The organism is Bacillus sp. AFS012607 (assembly GCF_002558005.1).
GTDB classification, from domain to species: domain Bacteria; phylum Bacillota; class Bacilli; order Bacillales; family Bacillaceae_G; genus Bacillus_A; species Bacillus_A thuringiensis_S.
Genome location: NZ_NTVM01000007.1, coordinates 201,724 through 221,342, shown reverse-complemented (window position 1 = coordinate 221,342; position 19,619 = coordinate 201,724). Strand labels below are relative to the sequence as shown.

Here is a 19,619-nt window from a genome sequence, read left to right as displayed (position 1 = left end):
AGGAAAAAGCGGTCAATTGATCGTTAACAGTGAAGAGAGGTAGACGGAAAGTTAGTCTACAACTAGGGTGGTACCGCGATAAATATCGTCCCTACTGATTTATTCAGTAGGGACTTTTTGTATTTTAGTGGTCCAACTTGAAAATAAAATAGTCATGCATTGAAAGGAAAAGCAGTAGTTGTTGTTTCCCTGTAACAGAGAGCTGGTGGTTGGTGCGAACCAGTACAAAAACAAGAGCGAATTACAGTCCTGGAGCATCTTTTTCGTAGTAAAGATAGTATTTGTCTTTATGAAGGGAAAGACGGTCAGATGATCGTTAACAATGAAGAGAGGTAGACGAAAGAAGTCTACAACTAGGGTGGTACCGCGATAAATATCGTCCCTACTGATTGCATCAGTAGGGCTTTTTTGTACAAAAAAGTGGGTTTTTAACTAGTAGTTCATGTCTTTGTACGAATTATTAGTTTAAAATAAGAAGAGGTATCGATTCCACTATAAATTTGTATAATTAACCAGTTCAGAAAATAGAGAATCTTTTATTCTCTTACTATACTTTTAAAACATTAGAGGAGGATTTCCAAATGGCAAATCATGAATTAGATCAATTACGTAAACAGGTAGATGAAATTAACTTACAACTATTACACCTTTTAAACAAACGTGGTGAAATTGTTCAAAAAATTGGAGAGCAAAAGCAAGTACAAGGTACGAAACGCTTTGATCCAGTACGTGAGCGTGAAGTACTTGATATGATCGCAGAGCATAACGAAGGACCATTCGAAACATCAACTGTTCAACATATTTTCAAAACGATTTTCAAAGCAAGCTTAGAGTTACAAGAAGATGATAACCGCAAAGCGTTACTAGTATCACGTAAAAAGAAACAAGAAAATACAATCGTTGATGTAAAAGGTGAATTGATTGGAAACGGAGCACAAACGTTCATCATGGGACCTTGTGCAGTAGAAAGCTTAGAGCAAGTTCGTCAAGTAGGGCAAGCGATGAAAGATCAAGGCTTAAAATTAATGCGCGGCGGTGCATTCAAACCGAGAACATCTCCATACGATTTCCAAGGTTTAGGAGTAGAAGGACTTCAAATTTTACGTCAAGTAGCAGACGAGTTCGACTTAGCAATTATTAGTGAAATTTTAAATCCGAACGATGTTGAAATGGCATTAGACTACGTTGATGTAATTCAAGTTGGTGCACGTAACATGCAAAACTTCGATTTATTACGTGCTGTAGGTAAAGTTAACAAACCAGTATTATTAAAACGTGGATTAGCAGCAACAATTGATGAGTTCATTAACGCAGCGGAATACATCATTGCGCAAGGCAACGATCAAATTATTCTTTGTGAGCGTGGTATCCGCACATACGAAAGAGCAACACGTAACACATTAGACATTTCTGCAGTACCAATTTTAAAGAAAGAAACACATTTACCAGTTATCGTTGATGTAACACATTCAACTGGACGCAGAGATTTATTATTACCAACAGCGAAAGCGGCACTTGCAATTGGCGCCGATGCAGTAATGGCTGAAGTGCATCCAGATCCAGCAGTTGCATTATCAGATTCTGCACAACAAATGGACATTCCAGAATTCCATAGATTCATGGATGAGTTAAAAGGTTTCAAAAATAAATTATCTTAATTCCATATCATATATGCATTGAAGAGGAAACAGTAGTGCTTATCTCACTGTTAAAGAGAGCTGATGGTCGGTGTGAATCAGTACAAAGGTAAGCATGAATTACAGCCTTGGAGCATCTTTCCCGACAACTTATGGAGGGGAAGACGGTCAAACGATCGTTAAAGAAGAAGAGAGGTAGACGACAGTTGTCTACAACTAGGGTGGTACCGCGATAAACATCGTCCCTACTGAGCGCTCAGTAGGGACTTTTTTGTACAAAAAAATAGTAAAGGGGCAAGAGAAATGAGATACATTACAGCTGGAGAATCACATGGACCGCAGTTAACAGTTATTTTAGAAGGTGTACCAGCAGGTTTGACACTTACGGCGGAACATATTAATAAAGAATTATTAAGAAGACAAAAAGGTCATGGACGCGGAAGACGCATGCAAATTGAAACAGATACAGTTGAAATTGTAAGTGGTGTTCGTCACGGGATGACACTTGGATCACCGATTACGTTAATCGTAAAAAATGATGATTTCAAACATTGGACGAAAGTAATGGGTGCCGAGCCAATTTCGGAAAAAGAAAGTAAAGACATGAAACGTACAATTACAAAACCACGTCCCGGACATGCGGATTTAAATGGAGCAATTAAATATGGTCATCGTGATATAAGAAACGTATTAGAGCGCTCATCTGCAAGAGAAACGACAGTTCGTGTAGCTGCTGGTGCAGTTGCAAAACAAATTTTAAGCGAATTAGGCGTGGAAATTGCAGGACATGTTCTTGAAATTGGTGGAGTAAAAGCAAAACATATTTCAAACTTATCAATTGAAGAAATTCAAACAATTACTGAAAACTCACCAGTTCGATGTTTAGATAAAGAAGTAGAGCAAGAAATGATGAATGCGATTGACAACGCAAAAAGTAGTGGAGATTCAATCGGTGGCATCGTGGAAGTCATTGCAGAAGGTATGCCAATTGGCGTTGGTAGTTACGTTCATTACGATCGTAAATTAGATGCAAAACTTGCTGGTGCAATTATGAGTATAAATGCATTTAAAGGTGCTGAAATTGGCGTAGGTTTTGAAGCGGCACGACAACCTGGAAGCAAAGTGCATGATGAAATTCTGTGGGATAAAGAAAAAGGATACACGAGAAAAACGAATAATGCCGGCGGTTTAGAAGGCGGTATGACAACAGGTATGCCAATTGTCGTAAGAGGCGTTATGAAGCCAATTCCTACTTTATACAAACCGTTAGCAAGCGTTGATATTGATACGAAAGAAGAATTCCAAGCGAGTATTGAAAGATCTGATAGTTGCGCAGTACCAGCAGCGGGTGTAGTAGCTGAATCTGTTGTGGCATGGGAACTTGCAGATGCACTAGTCGAACAATTCGGAAAAGATCGTATGGAATTATTAAAACAAAACATTATGCAACACAATAACTACGCAAAAGAATTTTAATAAAAAGGTGGGTTTAACGTGCAAGTAAAGGATCAACTATCATCATTACAACCATATAAACCAGGTAAATCACCAGAACAAATGAAAGAAGTGTACGGAGATCATTCGTTTGTGAAATTAGCATCGAATGAAAATCCATTCGGTTGTTCACCGAGAGTTTTAGAAGAGTTGCAAAAATCTTGGTTGGAACATTCTTTATATCCTGACGGAGGTGCTACAACGCTCCGTCAAACAATCGCAGATAAGTTGCATGTGCAAATGGAACAAGTACTTTGTGGTAGTGGTTTAGATGAAATCATTCAAATAATAAGCCGCGCCGTATTACGAGCGGGAGATAACATTGTAACAGCAGGTGCAACATTCCCGCAGTACCGTCATCATGCGATTATTGAAGGCTGTGAAGTGAAAGAAATTCCTTTAAATAAAGGTGTATACGATTTAGACGAAATTTCGTCAGCGGTAAATAATAATACGAAAATCGTATGGATTTGTAATCCGAACAACCCGACGGGCACATATGTGAATGAGCAAAAATTAACTCAATTTATTGAAGGCATTAGTGAAAATACGTTAATTGTCATTGATGAAGCGTACTATGAATACGTAACAGCAAAAGACTTCCCTGAGACATTACCGCTTTTAGAAAAACATAAAAACATTCTTGTACTTAGAACGTTTTCTAAAGCATACGGATTAGCTTCTTTCCGCGTTGGATATGCGATCGGACAGGAAGAGCTAATTGAGAAATTAAATGTTGTACGTTTACCATTTAACGTATCTTCATTAGCGCAAAAAGCAGCTACAATTGCTTTTAGTGATGACGAGTTTATTAAAGAAATAGTTCGCGTGAATACAGAAGGATTACAGCAATACGAGAGTTTCTGTAAGGAAAACGGTATACCATTTTATTCGTCACAAACTAATTTCATCTTCTTACCGGTAGATAATGCTGGAGAGATTTATGAAGCTTGCGCACATGCAGGGTTTATTATTCGTCCATTCCCAAATGGTGTCCGTATTACAGTTGGAACAAGGGAGCAAAATGAAGGAGTGATTTCAGTGTTAAAACAACACTTTGAAAATAAAAAAAGTAAGTCTCGAGATGAGGCAAATGCGTAAAAAGGTAGTATTAATTGGAACAGGTTTAATAGGAGGCTCTCTCGCATTAGCAATTAAGAAAGAGCACGATGTAATGATAACAGGTTATGATATATTTAAAGAGCAAGTAGAGCGTGCAAAAGAATTACACGTAGTAGATGAAATAGCAGTTGATTTACAACATGCATGTGAAGAGGCACATTTAATTGTTTTTGCTTCTCCAGTTGAAGAAACGAAGAAGTTATTACACAAACTTGCGTCATTCCGTTTACGAGAAGATGTTATAGTGACTGATGTTGGTAGTACAAAAGGGTCTATTATGAACGAAGCGGAAGCTTTATTTTCAAAGGAAGTTTCTTTCATTGGGGGACATCCGATGGCGGGTTCTCATAAAACGGGAGTTGAAAGCGCAAAGGCGCATTTATTTGAAAATGCATTTTACATTTTAACACCGATGAATCATGTACCAAATGAACAAGTGGAAGACCTTAAAGTATGGTTAAAAGGAACAGGATCACATTTTCTTGTTTTAAATACAGAAGAACATGATTATGTAACAGGGATCGTTAGTCATTTCCCGCATCTTATCGCAGCAGGTTTAGTAAAGCAAGTTGAGAAGCATGCAGGAGATAATCCGCTCATTCATCAACTAGCTGCTGGAGGTTTCAAAGACATTACACGTATCGCATCTAGTAGTCCGAAAATGTGGAGTGATATTGTAAAGCAAAATCGAGAGCATTTAATGGTATTATTAAAAGAGTGGATCTCTGAAATGGAAGGTTTATATAAGACAGTTTCTACTGGAGATGCAGGCGAGATTCAAAACTATTTTGCAGATGCGAAAGAATACCGTGATTCTTTACCAGTAAGAAAGAGTGGTGCAATTCCTGCTTATCACGACTTATACGTTGATGTATTAGATAAGGTGGGGGCATTGGCTCATATTACGAGTATTTTAGCGCGCGAGGAAATTAGTATTACGAACTTGCAAATATTAGAAGCGCGTGAAGGACTGCTTGGGGTATTACGTATTAGCTTCCAAAGGGAAGAAGATCGTATGAAAGCAAAGCTAGCGCTTGGAGAAGAAGAATACCAAACTTATGAAACAATTTAAATGAGAAGGTGAAAAACGTGAAAGAAAGAACAATACAACCTGTTAATAACGGATTGAATGGCAATATTACAATCCCAGGTGATAAATCCATTTCACACCGTGCTGTTATGTTCGGTTCGATTGCAGAAGGGAAAACAACAATTAAAGGTTTCTTGTCCGGTGCAGACTGTTTAAGTACTATTTCATGTTTTAAAGAAATGGGAGTAGAAATTACGCAAAACGGTGATGAAGTTACTGTAGTTGGTAAAGGATTAGAAGGTTTACAAGAACCGAAAGCTGTATTAGATGTTGGTAATTCTGGTACAACAATTCGATTAATGTCAGGTATATTAGCTAACACACCATTTTTCTCTTGCGTACAAGGTGATGAATCTATCGCAAAAAGACCGATGAAGCGTGTAACAAACCCATTAAAACAAATGGGTGCAAACATTGACGGCAGAGAAGAAGGAACATTTACACCGCTAACAATACGTGGCGGAGATTTAAAAGCAATTGAATATATTTCTCCTGTTGCAAGTGCACAAGTAAAGTCAGCTATTTTACTTGCAGGTCTTCGTGCAGAAGGTGTAACAGCTGTTACAGAACCACATATTTCACGCGACCATACGGAAAGAATGCTTGAAGCATTTGGTGTTAAAGTAACTCGCGAAGGGAAAACAGTGAAGCTATCAGGTGGACAAAAATTAACAGCAACAGACATTCAAGTGCCAGGTGACGTATCATCAGCAGCATTTTTCTTAGTAGCAGGTGCAATCATCCCAAATAGTAAACTAGTATTACAAAATGTAGGAATGAATCCAACTCGTACAGGTATTATTGATGTTTTAGAGAAAATGGGTGCTACATTTACTGTAGAGCCGATTAACGAAGGCGCATCAGAACCAGCTGCAAACATTACGATTGAAACATCTTCATTAAAAGGAATTGAAATTGGTGGGGATATTATTCCAAGACTAATCGATGAAATTCCAGTTATCGCTTTAGCGGCAACACAAGCAGAAGGTATTACAGTTATTAGAGATGCACACGAATTAAAAGTAAAAGAAACAAATCGTATTGATACAGTCGTTGCTGAGTTAACGAAACTAGGAGCTCGAATAGAAGCAACTGATGACGGCATGATCATTTACGGAAAATCAGCTCTAAAAGGCAATACAGTAAATAGTTATGGTGATCATCGCATCGGAATGATGCTTGCGATTGCTGGCTGCCTGGCAGAAGGAAAAACAATTATTGAAGGTGCAGAAGCCGTAGGTGTATCATATCCTACATTCTTTGATGAACTTCAAAAGTTAGCTAAATAATAAGGATGGAAAGCAGATACGTGATGTATCTGCTTTTTTTGTTAAAACGTCCTTGTAATTTCACTTACCGAACTGCAAAAGTAAGAATTATGATACAATTCAAACAGGGAATGGAGGAGAATTATATGAATGTCATACAATTAAAAGAAGATAAGTTCAGAGAAGCATTACGTTTATCAGAATACGCTTTTCAATATAAAGTAGATGAGGAACGATTACAGCAGCAACTTACAAAGATGAAGGAAAGTCATGAAATATACGGCATTATGGAAGGGGAAGACTTAGCAGCAAAACTACATCTTATTCCGTTTCATATTTACATAGGTAAAGAAAAATTTAAAATGGGTGGCGTTGCAGGAGTAGCGACGTATCCAGAGTACAGAAGAAGTGGGTATGTAAAAGAGCTACTTCAATATTCACTTCAAACGATGAAAAAAGATGGCTATACAGTCTCTATGTTACATCCATTTGCTGTTTCATTTTACCGTAAATACGGCTGGGAACTTTGTGCGAATTTAGTCACATGTCATATGACTAAGAGCGATTTAGTGATGAAAAAACAAGTGAATGGTACTGTGAAACGTTTCAATAAAGAAAAGCATCCAGAAGAGGTCGAAAAGCTCTATGAAGTATTTGCAGAACGTTTTTCAGGTATGCTAGTTCGAGAGAAGAACTGGTGGTTACAAGCGGTTTATGATGATTTAACATTAGCGATTTACTATGATGAAAATAAAAGGGCAGCAGGTTACATGTTATACAAAATAGAAAACTATAAAATGACAGTAGAAGAATTTGTACCACTACGTAATGAAGCACGAAATGGTCTGTGGAACTTTATTTGCCAGCATGATTCTATGATTAAAGAACTTGAAATGACAGTAAGTGAAAACGAACCGTTGTTATATTCATTGCAAGAGCCACGCGTGAAGACAGAAATAAAACCATATTTTATGGGAAGAATTGTAGATGTAGAGCAGTTTTTAAAACAATATGAGTTGAGCTGGAACAATGTACAGCAAGAAGTGATTCTACACATTACAGACGCATTTGCTCCGTGGAACAACGTATCAGTGAGGCTTGCGAATCATGAAATAACAATTATGAAAGAGGAAACAATAGATAAAGGAATTAAGCTGGATATTAACGCATTATCTACAATAATGTTTGGCTACAAGCGTCCGTTAGAACTTAATGAACTAGAATTCATTAGCGGAAGCGAAGAGGAAATACAAGCATTTGAGAATATAGTTCCAGTACGTAAAGCTTTTATTTATGATTTCTTTTAAGCTTTAAATAGGAAATGGGGCTGTCCCAAACAAAATTTGGGACGGTTTTCTCTTTGGTTCTCGTTTTTGTCGGTAAGTCGATGTATTCTAAAAACCGCTGATATAAATTGATTCACAAACAAGGGATTAAAATTGCAACTATACGTAGTTACGCACTTGACTTTTAGTCCTTGTAATTTATAATTAAAAACGGAATGAATTTTCATTCCTAAAAATAGAGGTGGAAAAAATGGCTAAAAACAAACAAGAGGATATTTTTGATGCTGCGATGCAACTTTTTGCAGAGCGTGGTTACGATGGTACGACAATTCCAATGATCGCTGAAAAGGCAAAAGTCGGTGCGGGTACTATTTATCGCTATTTTGAAAATAAAGAGGCACTAGTTAACTCATTATTTTCAAAAAGTATGTTAGAGCTTTCTGAAATGATAAAAACAGATTTTCCTGTTGAAGCAAATATTCGTGAACAGTTTAGTCATACGTACAACCGTTTATTTGAATTTGCGAGAAACAATGTGGACGCTTTTTTATTTACAAATTCTCACTGTGACAGTTATTTTCTTGATGAACAAAGTAAGAAAATATTTGACGATTTTATAGGCTTCTTTATGAATATTATTGAAGATGGAATCGCAAAAGGTTTTCTTCGTCCATTGCCTCCAGTTGCTTTAATTATTATTGTATATCAGCCGCTAGAAGCATTAACGAAAGTAATTGCAACAGGGCAATTAGAATACTCGAAAGAGTTAGTAAAAGAATTGGAAGAAAGCTCTTGGAATGCTATTAGAATCATTTGATTCTATAGCTTTATAAGGACAGGAATGAATATTCATTCCTAAATAGATTTAAAAAATGAAAGTAGGAGAGGGTATTTGTGCAACCAAAGGAATGAACATTCATTCCGGAAAAGATTAGTTTAATAGGGTCTATAGAATAAATCAATAGAATGATAGGAATGAACGTTCATTCCTAAAAATAGTTTCAAAATAATAGGAATGAATATTCATTCCGGAACTAACATTATACTTTCAAAACGGGAGATGATTAAAATGAGTAAGCTAAAAAATTGGAGAAGTTTATCTTTTCTATTATGGATAGTTATTACTATTACAATGATCGTAACGATGCCTAATATGGATAAATTAGTGAAAGAAAAAGGGCATATTACGATTCCGAATACAGAGCAAAGTAGTATCGCTGACAAAATGATAAGAGAGATGGATAAAGACGGGACAGAAAAATATGATGTTATAGCTGTTTTTAATAGTGGAAGTAAAGCAGCTTTAACAACTGAGCAAAAAGATGAAATAATAAAAACAATCAACGCTTTACAAAATGAAAAAGAGCAATTAGGAATTAAGGAAGTTGTTTCACATTTAGATAATAAAGACTTGGAAAAACAATTGATATCTAAAGACAATACGACCATTTTAACGCAAATTTCTGTAGATAAAAAACATGGTGAAATATCAAAAATTGCAAATGGGCTTCATAATAAAATTAAACCGAAGGGAGTTAAAACGTACTTAACAGGAAGTGATTTAATAGCGGGTGATTTTCTTACATCCTCTCAAGAGGGAGTGAAAAAGACAGAAGTTATTTCTATCATTTTCATTTTAGTTGTATTAATCATTGTATTTCGTTCACCAATTGTTCCAATCGTTTCTCTGCTTACAGTGGGTGTATCATATTTAGTTTCAATGGGGATTATTGCCCATCTAGTAGATCAATTTAATTTTCCGTTTTCTAACTTTACACAAGTGTTTGTAGTTGTTGTCCTGTTTGGGGTTGGAACAGACTATAACATTTTATTATATACAAGGTTTAAGGAAGAATTAAGTAAACAAGAAAATGCATTTTTAGCTACGAAAGAAACGTTTAAATCGGCAGGGAAAACCGTTTTATATAGTGGGATAGCAGTACTAATTGGTTTTGCATCTCTTGCTTTAGCGAGTTTTAAATTATATCAATCTACTTCAGCCGTAGCAATTGGTGTCGCAGTATTATTACTCGTATTAACTACGTTAAATCCATTTTTTATGGTGCTTTTAGGAAAAGGAATGTTTTATCCAGTAAAAACATTTAAAGGTCATGAGGATAGTCGTTTATGGGGATTTCTTGCGAAAAACTCAGTAGTAAGACCATTCGCAGCTTTAATCATTGTATTTGTGATATCGATTCCTTTCCTAATGAAATATTCTAACACACTAAATTACAATGATTTATTTGAAGTAGATAATAAATATGAATCGAAAAAGGGGATTAACGTAATAGAAGAACATTTTCCACCTGGTTTTTCTTCACCAAGTACGTTAGTCATTCAATCGGATAACAAGTTAGACGAGGCGAGTTCTCTTCAAACTTTAGATGAACTAACTGATAAGATTTTGAAAGTGAAAGGTGTGTCAGAAGTATATTCACCGACGCGTCCAACTGGGGAAAGGATAAAAGAACTATATATAAATAAACAAGCTGGAGAACTAAATACGGGGTTAGGAGATGCCAATGGTGGTATAAAGGACATTAATGATGGGTTAACTGCTGCGAAAGATAAAATGGGTAGTAAAGACTCAAATAGTCTTGCAAACGTTCAAAAGTTAATTGATGGAACAAACGAAGCGAAAAACGGTGTAACGGCATTAGGAACAGCTTTACATCAACTATCAAGTGGTATAAATGACGGAGCACAAGGTGCGCAACAAATTGAGGGTGGATTAACTTCAGTAAATGAAAATATAAATGTTTTATCTAATGCAACTTCACAACTTCATGCTGGTTATGCACAGTTAGAAAAAGGTTTAAGCTCTTACGATCAATACTTCGGAAGTATTTCTCAAGCCATTGATGGTGCGAAAAAAGGTTATGAACAAATTGAAGTGTTAATGACCAATTTTATTCAAACGAAACCAGAATTAGCAAATGATCCGAACATACTACAAACGATAGGAATTGCTAAAGAGGCTCAGAAGCAATTAGGTGTGCTTTCAAATGAATTAAATCAATTAGCAACGCATCATAAAGCGGCGATGGGCTCATTTAAAGAAGCGAATCAATCGTTATTGAAAGTGGATAACGGTTTAAAAGAAATGAACAATGGAGTTACTAAATTACAAAAAGGAGCAGCTGATCTTAAAAATGGATTAGATGAAGGTGCTTCAGGTTCTAAACAAATTGCGAACAAGTCATCTGAGTTACAAACCGGATTAACAAAAATAAATGATGGGCAAGGCCAGTTATTAACCGGGCTGAAAGACTTGCAAGAACAGATGAGGCAATTACAATCAGGATTATCTAAAAGTACAGAAGGGCTCGAAAAGGTAAGTAACGGACTAGGGGATGCTCAGAAATATTTAGGAGAATTGAATGAATCAAAAAGCTCTGAGAAATTTTATATTCCAAAAGAAGTTTTAGAGGGAGAAGATTTCCAAAAAGCATTGAATACGTACATGTCACATGATAGAAAGGCTGCTAAAATGACAATCATTTTAGACGTAAATCCGTATTCAAAAGAAGCGATGCCAATCATTGAAGAAATTAATAAAACGATAGAAGGTACATTAAATGGTACAGAATTAAAATCAACAAAAAAAGCGATCGGCGGTACAACAGCAAGAAACGTTGATTTAAAAGAAGTAACGGGCCAAGATTTCTTACGTACAGCTACAATTATGTTAATTGGAATTGCGGTTGTATTACTCGTTATTACACGGTCATTTTTAAATACAATCTTCATTATTGGATCTTTAATATTAGCTTATTTTGCATCACTTGGTATAAGTGAACAAATTAGTACACACATACTAAACGTAGAGTCATTGAGCTGGAATGTACCATTCTTTAGTTTTATAATGATAGTCGCTTTAGGTGTGGATTATAGCATTTTCGTAATGATGAGATACAATGAGCTAGAGGGGGACCCAGCAACGAAAATTGTAAATGCATCTCGTCACATAGGAGGAGTCGTATTATCAGCGGCACTTATTTTAGGTGGTACATTTGCTGCATTAATCCCTTCAGGTGTATTGACGCTTATACAAGTAGCATCTGTTGTTGGTGTTGCACTGTTATTATTAGCTATTATTGTGATGCCAATATTGATACCTGCGTTAATAGGGTTAACGAATAAAATGAAGAATTATACGAAAAAATTAAGTAAAAGAAAGTAAAAGAATCCCCTTTTAAAAGGGGATTCTTCTTATTTAATAAATTTGTCCATCACATCTTTATATTTTGCGAATTTTTCATCTTTCATATCTCTGTTCATTATGAAATATGCTTCTATATAATATTATTTCGTTAAAAACGTACATTTTATTCAAGATAGAAAAGGGATGAATAGTAATCAACCGTTGCTATTCATCCAGCTTCTACTATATAATAGCTATAGTCTACAATAATTGAGTCGTAATATGCGATTTTTTAAGACAATAGGTGAGAAAACGCTGAAATAAGCGGTATTAGTAGGAGGACACAAATGATTACAGTAAGTAACGTTAGTTTGCGTTTCGCGGATCGCAAATTATTTGAAGATGTTAACATAAAATTCACGCCAGGTAACTGCTACGGTTTAATCGGAGCAAACGGTGCTGGTAAATCAACATTTCTAAAGATTTTATCTGGAGAAATTGAACCATCAACAGGTGATATACATATTACGCCAGGTGAGCGTCTAGCAGTATTAAAACAGAACCACTTCGAATATGAAGAGTTCCCAGTATTAGAAACAGTAATTATGGGTCACACGCAACTTTACAAAGTAATGCAAGAGAAAAATGCTATTTACATGAAAGAAGACTTTAGTGATGAAGATGGAATGCGTGCTGCAGAACTTGAAGGTGAGTTCGCTGAGCTTAACGGTTGGGAAGCTGAGTCAGAAGCTGCAATCCTTCTAAAAGGTCTTGGTATTGGTGAAGATCTTCATGACAAAAAATTATCAGAATTGACTGGTGCAGAGAAAGTAAAAGTATTACTTGCTCAAGCATTATTCGGTAAACCTGATATTCTATTACTAGATGAGCCTACCAACCACTTGGACTTAAAAGCGATTCAATGGTTAGAAAACTTCTTAATGAACTTTGAAAATACAGTAATCGTTGTATCCCATGACCGTCACTTCTTAAATAAAGTATGTACGCACATGGCTGATCTTGATTTCGGTAAAATTCAACTTTATGTTGGTAACTATGACTTCTGGTATGAGTCAAGCCAATTAGCTTTAAAATTAACACAAGATGCTAATAAGAAAAAAGAAGAGAAAGTAAAAGAGTTACAAAACTTCATTGCACGCTTTAGCTCAAACGCATCTAAAGCGAAACAAGCAACTTCTCGTAAAAAATTATTAGATAAAATTACATTAGATGATATTAGACCATCATCACGTCGTTACCCATTCGTTGGCTTCACACCTGAGCGTGAAATAGGAAATGACTTATTAACTGTTGAAGGCCTTTCTAAAACAATTGATGGCGAAAAAGTGTTAGATAATGTGTACTTCACTTTAAATAAAGGTGATAAAGTTGCATTTATCGGTCGTAACGATATCGCGATGACAACATTATTTAAAATCCTTATGGGTGAAATGGAGCCAGATAGCGGTTCATTCAAATGGGGTGTCACAACATCTCAATCTTACTTCCCAAGAGATAACTCTAAATACTTTGAGAACAGTGACTATAACTTAGTTGATTGGTTACGCCAATTCTCTCCACAAGATGAGTCAGAAAGCTTCTTACGTGGTTTCTTAGGCCGTATGTTATTCTCAGGTGAAGAAGTTAAGAAGAACGTTTCTGTATTATCTGGAGGCGAAAAAGTTCGTTGTATGTTATCTAAAATGATGTTAAGTGGTGCGAACGTAATCACACTTGACGATCCAACGAACCACTTAGACCTTGAGTCTATCACTGCATTAAACAACGGTTTAATTGCTTTCAAAGGTACAATGTTATTCACATCTCATGACCATCAGTTCGTACAAACAATTGCAAACCGCATTATCGAAGTAACGCCAAACGGTGTAATCGATAAAGAAGCAACTTACGATGAGTACTTAGAAAATGAAGAACTTCAAAAACAAGTAGATGCAATGTACAAAGGTCAATAATATATAATGAAAAAACTCGCTCTTTTTAGAGCGAGTTTTTTTGTCGAGAAAACATAACACCATTGGTGGGGGTAAATGAATAATTATTCAAATATAATATTAGTGAACATGAGGATTTTTCATGTATGGAAGAGATGTAATGACTTTAAGATTTAGTTGAAGCAGGGGAATGTAAGGTGAGCAATATAATTAAATAACATTATTTTGTCATGTGAAATATGTACCAAAATTGGAGATAGAATAGTTTGCGAATGAGTTTATAAAGGTATATAGTATGGGATGTCATAATTAGTGGATGAATCTTGGGAGAAAACAGGAAATGTTACAAATTTATTTTATTAAATAGAAACCAAGGTCAAAATGTTTAAAAAGAAATAGTTGAATAAATACAAGCTTCAAATTATAATTACTAATATTCTTCATATAGTTAAATAAAAAAATCTATTTGAAGAAGAAAAATCGAATAGAGAGACAGACTTATAAAAAATAAGCCTTGGATGATCAAAAGAGGTGGAGAAATGAAACAGTTCTTATTAAAGAGCAAAAGTGTGTTAAGCAATCATTTTGGATTCTTTCTGTTTGCCGTTATTTTATTGTGGCTCAAAACGTATGCAGCCTATGTAACGGAATTTAATTTAGGAATTTCAAACACAATCCAAAAATTCTTGCTGTTTTTTAACCCGCTTAGTTCAGCAGTTCTATTTTTAGGACTTGCATTATTTGCAAAAGGGAAGCGATCTTATATTTGGTTAATTGTTATCAACTTGTTATTGTCGATTCTTTTATATGCAAACGTAGTTTACTATCGCTTTTTCAGTGACTTTATTACGTTCCCAACATTAACACAAACGAATAACTTTGGAGATTTAGGTGGTAGTATTCTTGCGTTGCTACATCTTTATGATCCACTATACTTCTTAGACACGATTATATTAATTGTGTTAGTTGCAACAAAATTTGCAAATCCAAAACCAATTCGTGTTGCGAAGCATAAAGTATCTCTAGTATTTGTAGCAGGTATTTTATTATTCAGTGTTAATTTAGGTCTTGCAGAGTCTGACCGTCCTGAATTATTAACAAGAACGTTTGACCGTAATTATATTGTGAAATATTTAGGGGCATACAACTACACAATTTATGATGGAATTCAAAGTGCGAAAGCATCGACAGAACGAGCATTAGCTGATGGCGATAATATGACAGAAGTACGAAATTATTTAACATCAACTTATGCAAGTCCAAATCCTGAGTATTTCGGTAAAGGAAAGGGAATGAACGTAATTTATATTCATTTAGAGTCATTCCAAAACTTCTTAATTGATTACAAATTAAATGGTCAAGAAGTTACACCGTTCTTAAACTCATTTACAAAAGATGCGAATACGCTATACTTTGATAACTTCTTCCATCAAACAGGACAAGGGAAAACATCTGATGCGGAGTTTATGTTAGAGAATTCAATGTTTGGTTTACCGCAAGGTTCTGTCTTTACAACGAAATCTCATAATACGTATCAATCAGCACCAGCTATTTTAGGACAACAAGGATACACATCAGCAGTATTCCATGGTAACTACAAAACATTCTGGAACCGTGACGATATTTATAAATCATTTGGTTTTAATAAATTCTTTGATGCGTCATACTACGATATGAATGAAAAAGACGTAGTAAACTACGGATTAAAAGATAAACCGTTCTTTAATGAATCTATTCCGTTATTACAAACGTTGAAACAACCGTTCTATACGAAGTTTATTACGTTATCGAACCATTTCCCTTATCCAATTGATAAGGCAGAAGCAACGATTGAACCAGCAACAACAGGTGATTCATCAGTAGATACGTACTTCCAAACAGCACGCTATTTAGATGAATCTGTAAAAGGCTTCATCGATTACTTGAAACAATCTGGTTTATATGATAACTCAATTATCGTTATGTACGGAGACCATTACGGTATTTCAGATAATCATAACGCAGCAATGTCAAAAGTAATGGGTAAAGAAATGAACTCATTTGAAAATGCACAGTTACAACGTGTGCCTTTAATCGTTCGTGTACCAGGAGTGAAAGGTGGCGTACAACATCAATATGGCGGTGAAATTGACGTTCTTCCTACGTTATTACACTTACTAGGTACAGATACGAAAAACTATGTTCAATTCGGTTCAGATTTATTATCACCAGAGCATAAACAAGTCGTTGCGTTCCGTAACGGTAACTACGTAAGCCCAACTGTTACTGCACTAAACGGCAAATACTATGATACAACAACTGGAAAACCTGTAGAATTTACAGATGAAATAAAGAAAAATGAACAAATGGTTCAAAACTCACTAAAATACTCTGACCAAGTCGTAAATGGTGACTTATTACGATTCTACACACCGGAAGGATTCACTCCAGTAGATCGTTCGAAGTATAACTATAACAATCGTGATAAAAACAAAACGAAGGTAAAAACGACTCCGGAAGGGGAAGCTAAATAATAAAAGGCGCTATTCATATGAATAGCGCTTTTTATTTGTAAATATAACATCATTATTAGACAGAACTAGCTGTTGCTTTTTGTTTTGCTTTTCCGAAGAACACTACACCAACAATGATCATAATGATAAATGCCCATTTAATGAAAGGGTTACTTTCGAAAAATCCAGCGAACCATTTCTCATCTACAATCATTTTTGCAGCAGTATAAGCTAAAACCGCTGCTCCAATCGTAATGATGACAGGAAAACGATCTACCCATTTTAAAATCAATGTACTGCCCCATACGACTACAGGAATAGAAACTAATAGCCCGATGATTACTAAAGAAAAGTTACCATGCGCAGCTCCTGCAACAGCGAGTACATTATCAATACCCATTAACGCATCAGCAATGATAATGGTTTTAATAGCAGACCAAAATCCTTCTTCTGCCTTAATATCATGGTCTTTGCCTTCAGCAATTAATTTGTAAGCAATCCATATAAGAAGTACACCACCAATTAAAAGTAATCCTGGTATTTTTAATAACCAAACGACAACTAAAGTAGCAAGAGCTCTTATAGCAATTGCTCCAACGGTTCCCCAAATGATAACTTTCTTTTGTTGATCTTTCGGTAATCGTCTTGCTGCTAATCCAATTACAATGGCGTTATCTCCGGCTAACACTAAATCGATTACGATAATTGCTAATAAGGCAGACAAATATTCAGGTGAAAGAAAATCCATAAATATATCACTCCTTATAATTAATATGTACTTATAAGCTATTCCGTATTAAGAATTCTAAGGATTATTTATTAAAATACAATCTCTTCAAATAGTAATTAAGGATTATAATTATGGTGCATAAACACTTAAAAAGATGGATACGGTACAATTCTGGAACCATCTTTTAAGTGCTTAATTTTTAATTATCATTTTTTGTTTGAAGATTTACTTTCGTATCTTTGATTATTACTTTTTTAGGCGTGAAACATGCAATAATTAAAGCCACAATAGATAAGACTAACATAAATACGTACGCATCACTTGAGCTATAGATAGAAGATAAGTTTGTTACTTGCATAGCTGATATATTTCCATTCTCACTAGATAACTGTGAAATGTGTGAAGTGGATTGAATTGTATACACCGTGATAATAACTGCTGTTCCAATAGCACCTGCTAATTGGCGAATCCTACTATTTCAAGCTTAACGGTTCAGAAAATCGCAACAAAAGCAGGGTTAAATCGAACAACATTTTATTTGCATTATCAAGATATTCAAGATTTACTAGACCAAATCACTAGCGAAATTTTAAATGAGCATTCAAATAAAATTGTTGATTTAATACATGCAAAAGATTTATCAGAAAAACAAAAGCTAACACAATTGCTAGATTATTTATATATTCACCGAAATTTTTTATTTATATTATTTAAAATGAATCAATTTGAGGAGCAATTGTTTTTATTTTTAAAGCAATTAATAGAAACGAGAAGAGAGAATACGAAAAAGAATTTACCTGATGATTACGTTGCAGTTGATATTAAAACAGCCTCTTTGGTAGGGATTATCATGTGGTGGATAAGGAATGGACTTCACTTTAGTTCAGATTATATTGCAAATCAAATTTATTTAATGTATAAAGGATGATATGTTAAAATCAGTCATATGTATTAGTAAATAAAAATCATTATATCTAAGAGTTGAAATTAATGGGAGATAGAAAGTGTCTTACAAGTTAAGAAAGGCGTATAAATTTCAAATTTATAAAGTAAAAGTTTTATAGCAAGAAGAGGAGGAATTTATGAATTTTCAAAATAAAAAAATAGTATTACATTTAGAGGTGGTGAAATACCAATTTAAAGATGCAAAAGAGGAGTGTGATAGAAATTGGCTAATAGTAAAAGCGAAACTGTCAGAAGGAAATAAAGTTTTTGAAACGATGGATCCTTTTCTACAAACGTTCGACTTACAGCGTATGAAAAAATGGTTTCAATCATTACCGAATCCTACATATACCGAACTAGATTTCATAGAGCCTAATATAGCGTTTGAATTAATGGGGGAAAATGAAGATGAGTTTCAAATTGTAGTCCGATTATCTCAGGAACTTACCCCTTCATGGTGTAAGGAAGAGGAGTACGAATTTTCTATAAGTATTACACAAGAGGACAGAGAAAAGATTATTCTTTTTATTGAAGAGCAACAAAGAAATTTCCCAAAACGATAAAAAAGACTTGATAACCTACTAGAGGGAATCAAGTCTTTTCATTACATACGATTATCATGCCAGAAGTTTAATGGGAAGTGTTCGTTCTCATTATATGCTTCTAATTCATATCCTTTTTCTTTCAGTCCTTTAATAATTCCAGGTACTGCTTTTACCGATTGTGGATGAATATCATGCATAAGGATAACTTCTGTTGGATTTGTAGCACCATGTAGTACGTTCTCTACAATTTTAGCAGATGCAGCATCAACTTGCATTTTGTTATATTTCCAGTCTAAAGAATCAATTGTCCAATCCCAAACCTTTAAGCCATTTTCTACAACTTTGTTGCGAAGAGCTTCGTTTAATCCTGGCATTGATCCGTAAGATGGGCGAGTTAATACTGGTGATTTACCTAAAACACCAGCGATTAAGCCTTGATCTTCCTTCATTTCATCTACATAATGACCTTCAGTGTAAAGTTTCTTGTAGTTATGAGTCATACTGTGCATCCCAACGTAGTGGCCTTCAGCATCTTCGCGTTTTACAAGATCAGGGAAAGCTTTTACGTTTGAACCAATTAGGAAGAATGTTGCTTTTGCATTTTCTTTCTTTAACATATCTAAAAGCTCAGCTGTGTATTTTCCGGGACCGTCATCAAATGTTAAGTAAGCGACTTTTCTAACTTGTCCGTTATAATGCTTTGGAGCCTCTTTCGGAGCAAGAGATGTTTGAATCTCACTTACAAGTTGAACAGATTTTGCTTCATCCTCTGTACTAGCTAAAGCAGTATGTACTGATCCTAAAGCGGCTTCGTATGTAAATAATACCCCCGCACAAACCAACATAGCCCTTTTTACCAAAGTTGTCATTCGAATTCCATTGTGCATAATTTTCCTTCTCTCTATAAAAGT

General features: G+C 35.1%; 14 protein-coding genes, 1 pseudogene and 3 other annotated features (1 of these 18 running past the window's edge). Of the genes and pseudogenes, 12 read left to right on the top strand and 3 right to left on the bottom strand.

Translation table 11 applies throughout. The features are described 5' to 3' along the window. Window positions 1-96 (top strand) — a binding site (T-box leader) (it extends 140 nt beyond the left edge of the window). 54 nt (window positions 97-150) lie between these two features. Beyond that, window positions 151-387: a binding site (T-box leader), on the top strand. 194 nt (window positions 388-581) lie between these two features. From CN409_RS08850 to ltaS, 10 genes are all read left to right on the top strand, one after another. Further along, window positions 582-1,658 (top strand): bifunctional 3-deoxy-7-phosphoheptulonate synthase/chorismate mutase, encoded by a 1,077-nt coding sequence (locus CN409_RS08850; protein ID WP_001273573.1) that lies wholly within the window; start codon window positions 582-584, stop codon window positions 1,656-1,658. Between the two features lie 9 nt (window positions 1,659-1,667). Beyond that, window positions 1,668-1,887: a binding site (T-box leader), on the top strand. 53 nt (window positions 1,888-1,940) lie between these two features. Further along, on the top strand, window positions 1,941-3,113 hold the full coding sequence (aroC, locus tag CN409_RS08840) for a chorismate synthase (RefSeq protein ID WP_001269426.1): 1,173 nt from the start codon (window positions 1,941-1,943) through the stop codon (window positions 3,111-3,113). 18 nt (window positions 3,114-3,131) lie between these two features. Next, entirely contained in the window at window positions 3,132-4,232 is a 1,101-nt protein-coding gene (hisC, locus tag CN409_RS08835; protein ID WP_044782817.1) for a histidinol-phosphate transaminase, read from the top strand. Then, a complete protein-coding gene (tyrA, locus tag CN409_RS08830; protein ID WP_001228126.1) occupies window positions 4,225-5,325 on the top strand; it encodes a prephenate dehydrogenase in 1,101 nt (366 codons plus the stop codon). The genes hisC and tyrA overlap by 8 nt, the downstream gene beginning before the upstream one ends. A gap of 17 nt (window positions 5,326-5,342) precedes the next feature. Continuing rightward, window positions 5,343-6,632 (top strand): 3-phosphoshikimate 1-carboxyvinyltransferase, encoded by a 1,290-nt coding sequence (aroA, locus tag CN409_RS08825; RefSeq protein WP_044782816.1) that lies wholly within the window; start codon window positions 5,343-5,345, stop codon window positions 6,630-6,632. 125 nt (window positions 6,633-6,757) lie between these two features. Beyond that, on the top strand, window positions 6,758-7,918 hold the full coding sequence (locus CN409_RS08820) for a GNAT family N-acetyltransferase (protein ID WP_140161801.1): 1,161 nt from the start codon (window positions 6,758-6,760) through the stop codon (window positions 7,916-7,918). Between the two features lie 229 nt (window positions 7,919-8,147). Further along, entirely contained in the window at window positions 8,148-8,714 is a 567-nt protein-coding gene (locus CN409_RS08815) for a TetR/AcrR family transcriptional regulator (RefSeq protein ID WP_001107300.1), read from the top strand. A 252-nt stretch (window positions 8,715-8,966) separates the two neighbouring features. Continuing rightward, window positions 8,967-12,083, top strand: a complete 3,117-nt coding sequence (locus CN409_RS08810; RefSeq protein WP_141527699.1) for an MMPL family transporter — start codon at window positions 8,967-8,969, stop codon at window positions 12,081-12,083. Between the two features lie 308 nt (window positions 12,084-12,391). Beyond that, on the top strand, window positions 12,392-14,017 hold the full coding sequence (locus CN409_RS08805) for an ABC-F family ATP-binding cassette domain-containing protein (protein ID WP_000633860.1): 1,626 nt from the start codon (window positions 12,392-12,394) through the stop codon (window positions 14,015-14,017). A gap of 518 nt (window positions 14,018-14,535) precedes the next feature. Continuing rightward, window positions 14,536-16,509 (top strand): lipoteichoic acid synthase, encoded by a 1,974-nt coding sequence (gene ltaS / locus CN409_RS08800; RefSeq protein ID WP_000808776.1) that lies wholly within the window; start codon window positions 14,536-14,538, stop codon window positions 16,507-16,509. Window positions 16,510-16,564: 55 nt separating this feature from the next. Here the strand turns inward: ltaS and CN409_RS08795 are convergent, their stop codons facing one another. Together CN409_RS08795 and CN409_RS08790 are read right to left on the bottom strand one after the other, a co-directional pair. Then, a complete protein-coding gene (locus CN409_RS08795) occupies window positions 16,565-17,236 on the bottom strand; it encodes a TerC family protein (RefSeq protein ID WP_000346946.1) in 672 nt (223 codons plus the stop codon). A gap of 181 nt (window positions 17,237-17,417) precedes the next feature. Further along, a complete protein-coding gene (locus tag CN409_RS08790; protein WP_000288051.1) occupies window positions 17,418-17,642 on the bottom strand; it encodes a hypothetical protein in 225 nt (74 codons plus the stop codon). Window positions 17,643-17,684: 42 nt separating this feature from the next. Between CN409_RS08790 and CN409_RS08785 the strand changes: the two are divergent. Both CN409_RS08785 and CN409_RS08780 read left to right on the top strand, forming a co-directional pair. Then, window positions 17,685-18,146 (top strand): annotated as a pseudogene (locus CN409_RS08785) (TetR/AcrR family transcriptional regulator); the annotation flags it as partial. Window positions 18,147-18,300: 154 nt separating this feature from the next. Continuing rightward, window positions 18,301-18,726 (top strand): WapI family immunity protein, encoded by a 426-nt coding sequence (locus CN409_RS08780; RefSeq protein ID WP_001010973.1) that lies wholly within the window; start codon window positions 18,301-18,303, stop codon window positions 18,724-18,726. Window positions 18,727-18,767: 41 nt separating this feature from the next. On the opposite strand, the gene CN409_RS08775 is transcribed toward CN409_RS08780, so the two are convergent. Further along, window positions 18,768-19,595, bottom strand: a complete 828-nt coding sequence (locus tag CN409_RS08775) for a peptidoglycan-N-acetylglucosamine deacetylase (protein WP_000551449.1) — start codon at window positions 19,593-19,595, stop codon at window positions 18,768-18,770. Window positions 19,596-19,619 lie beyond the last annotated feature (24 nt).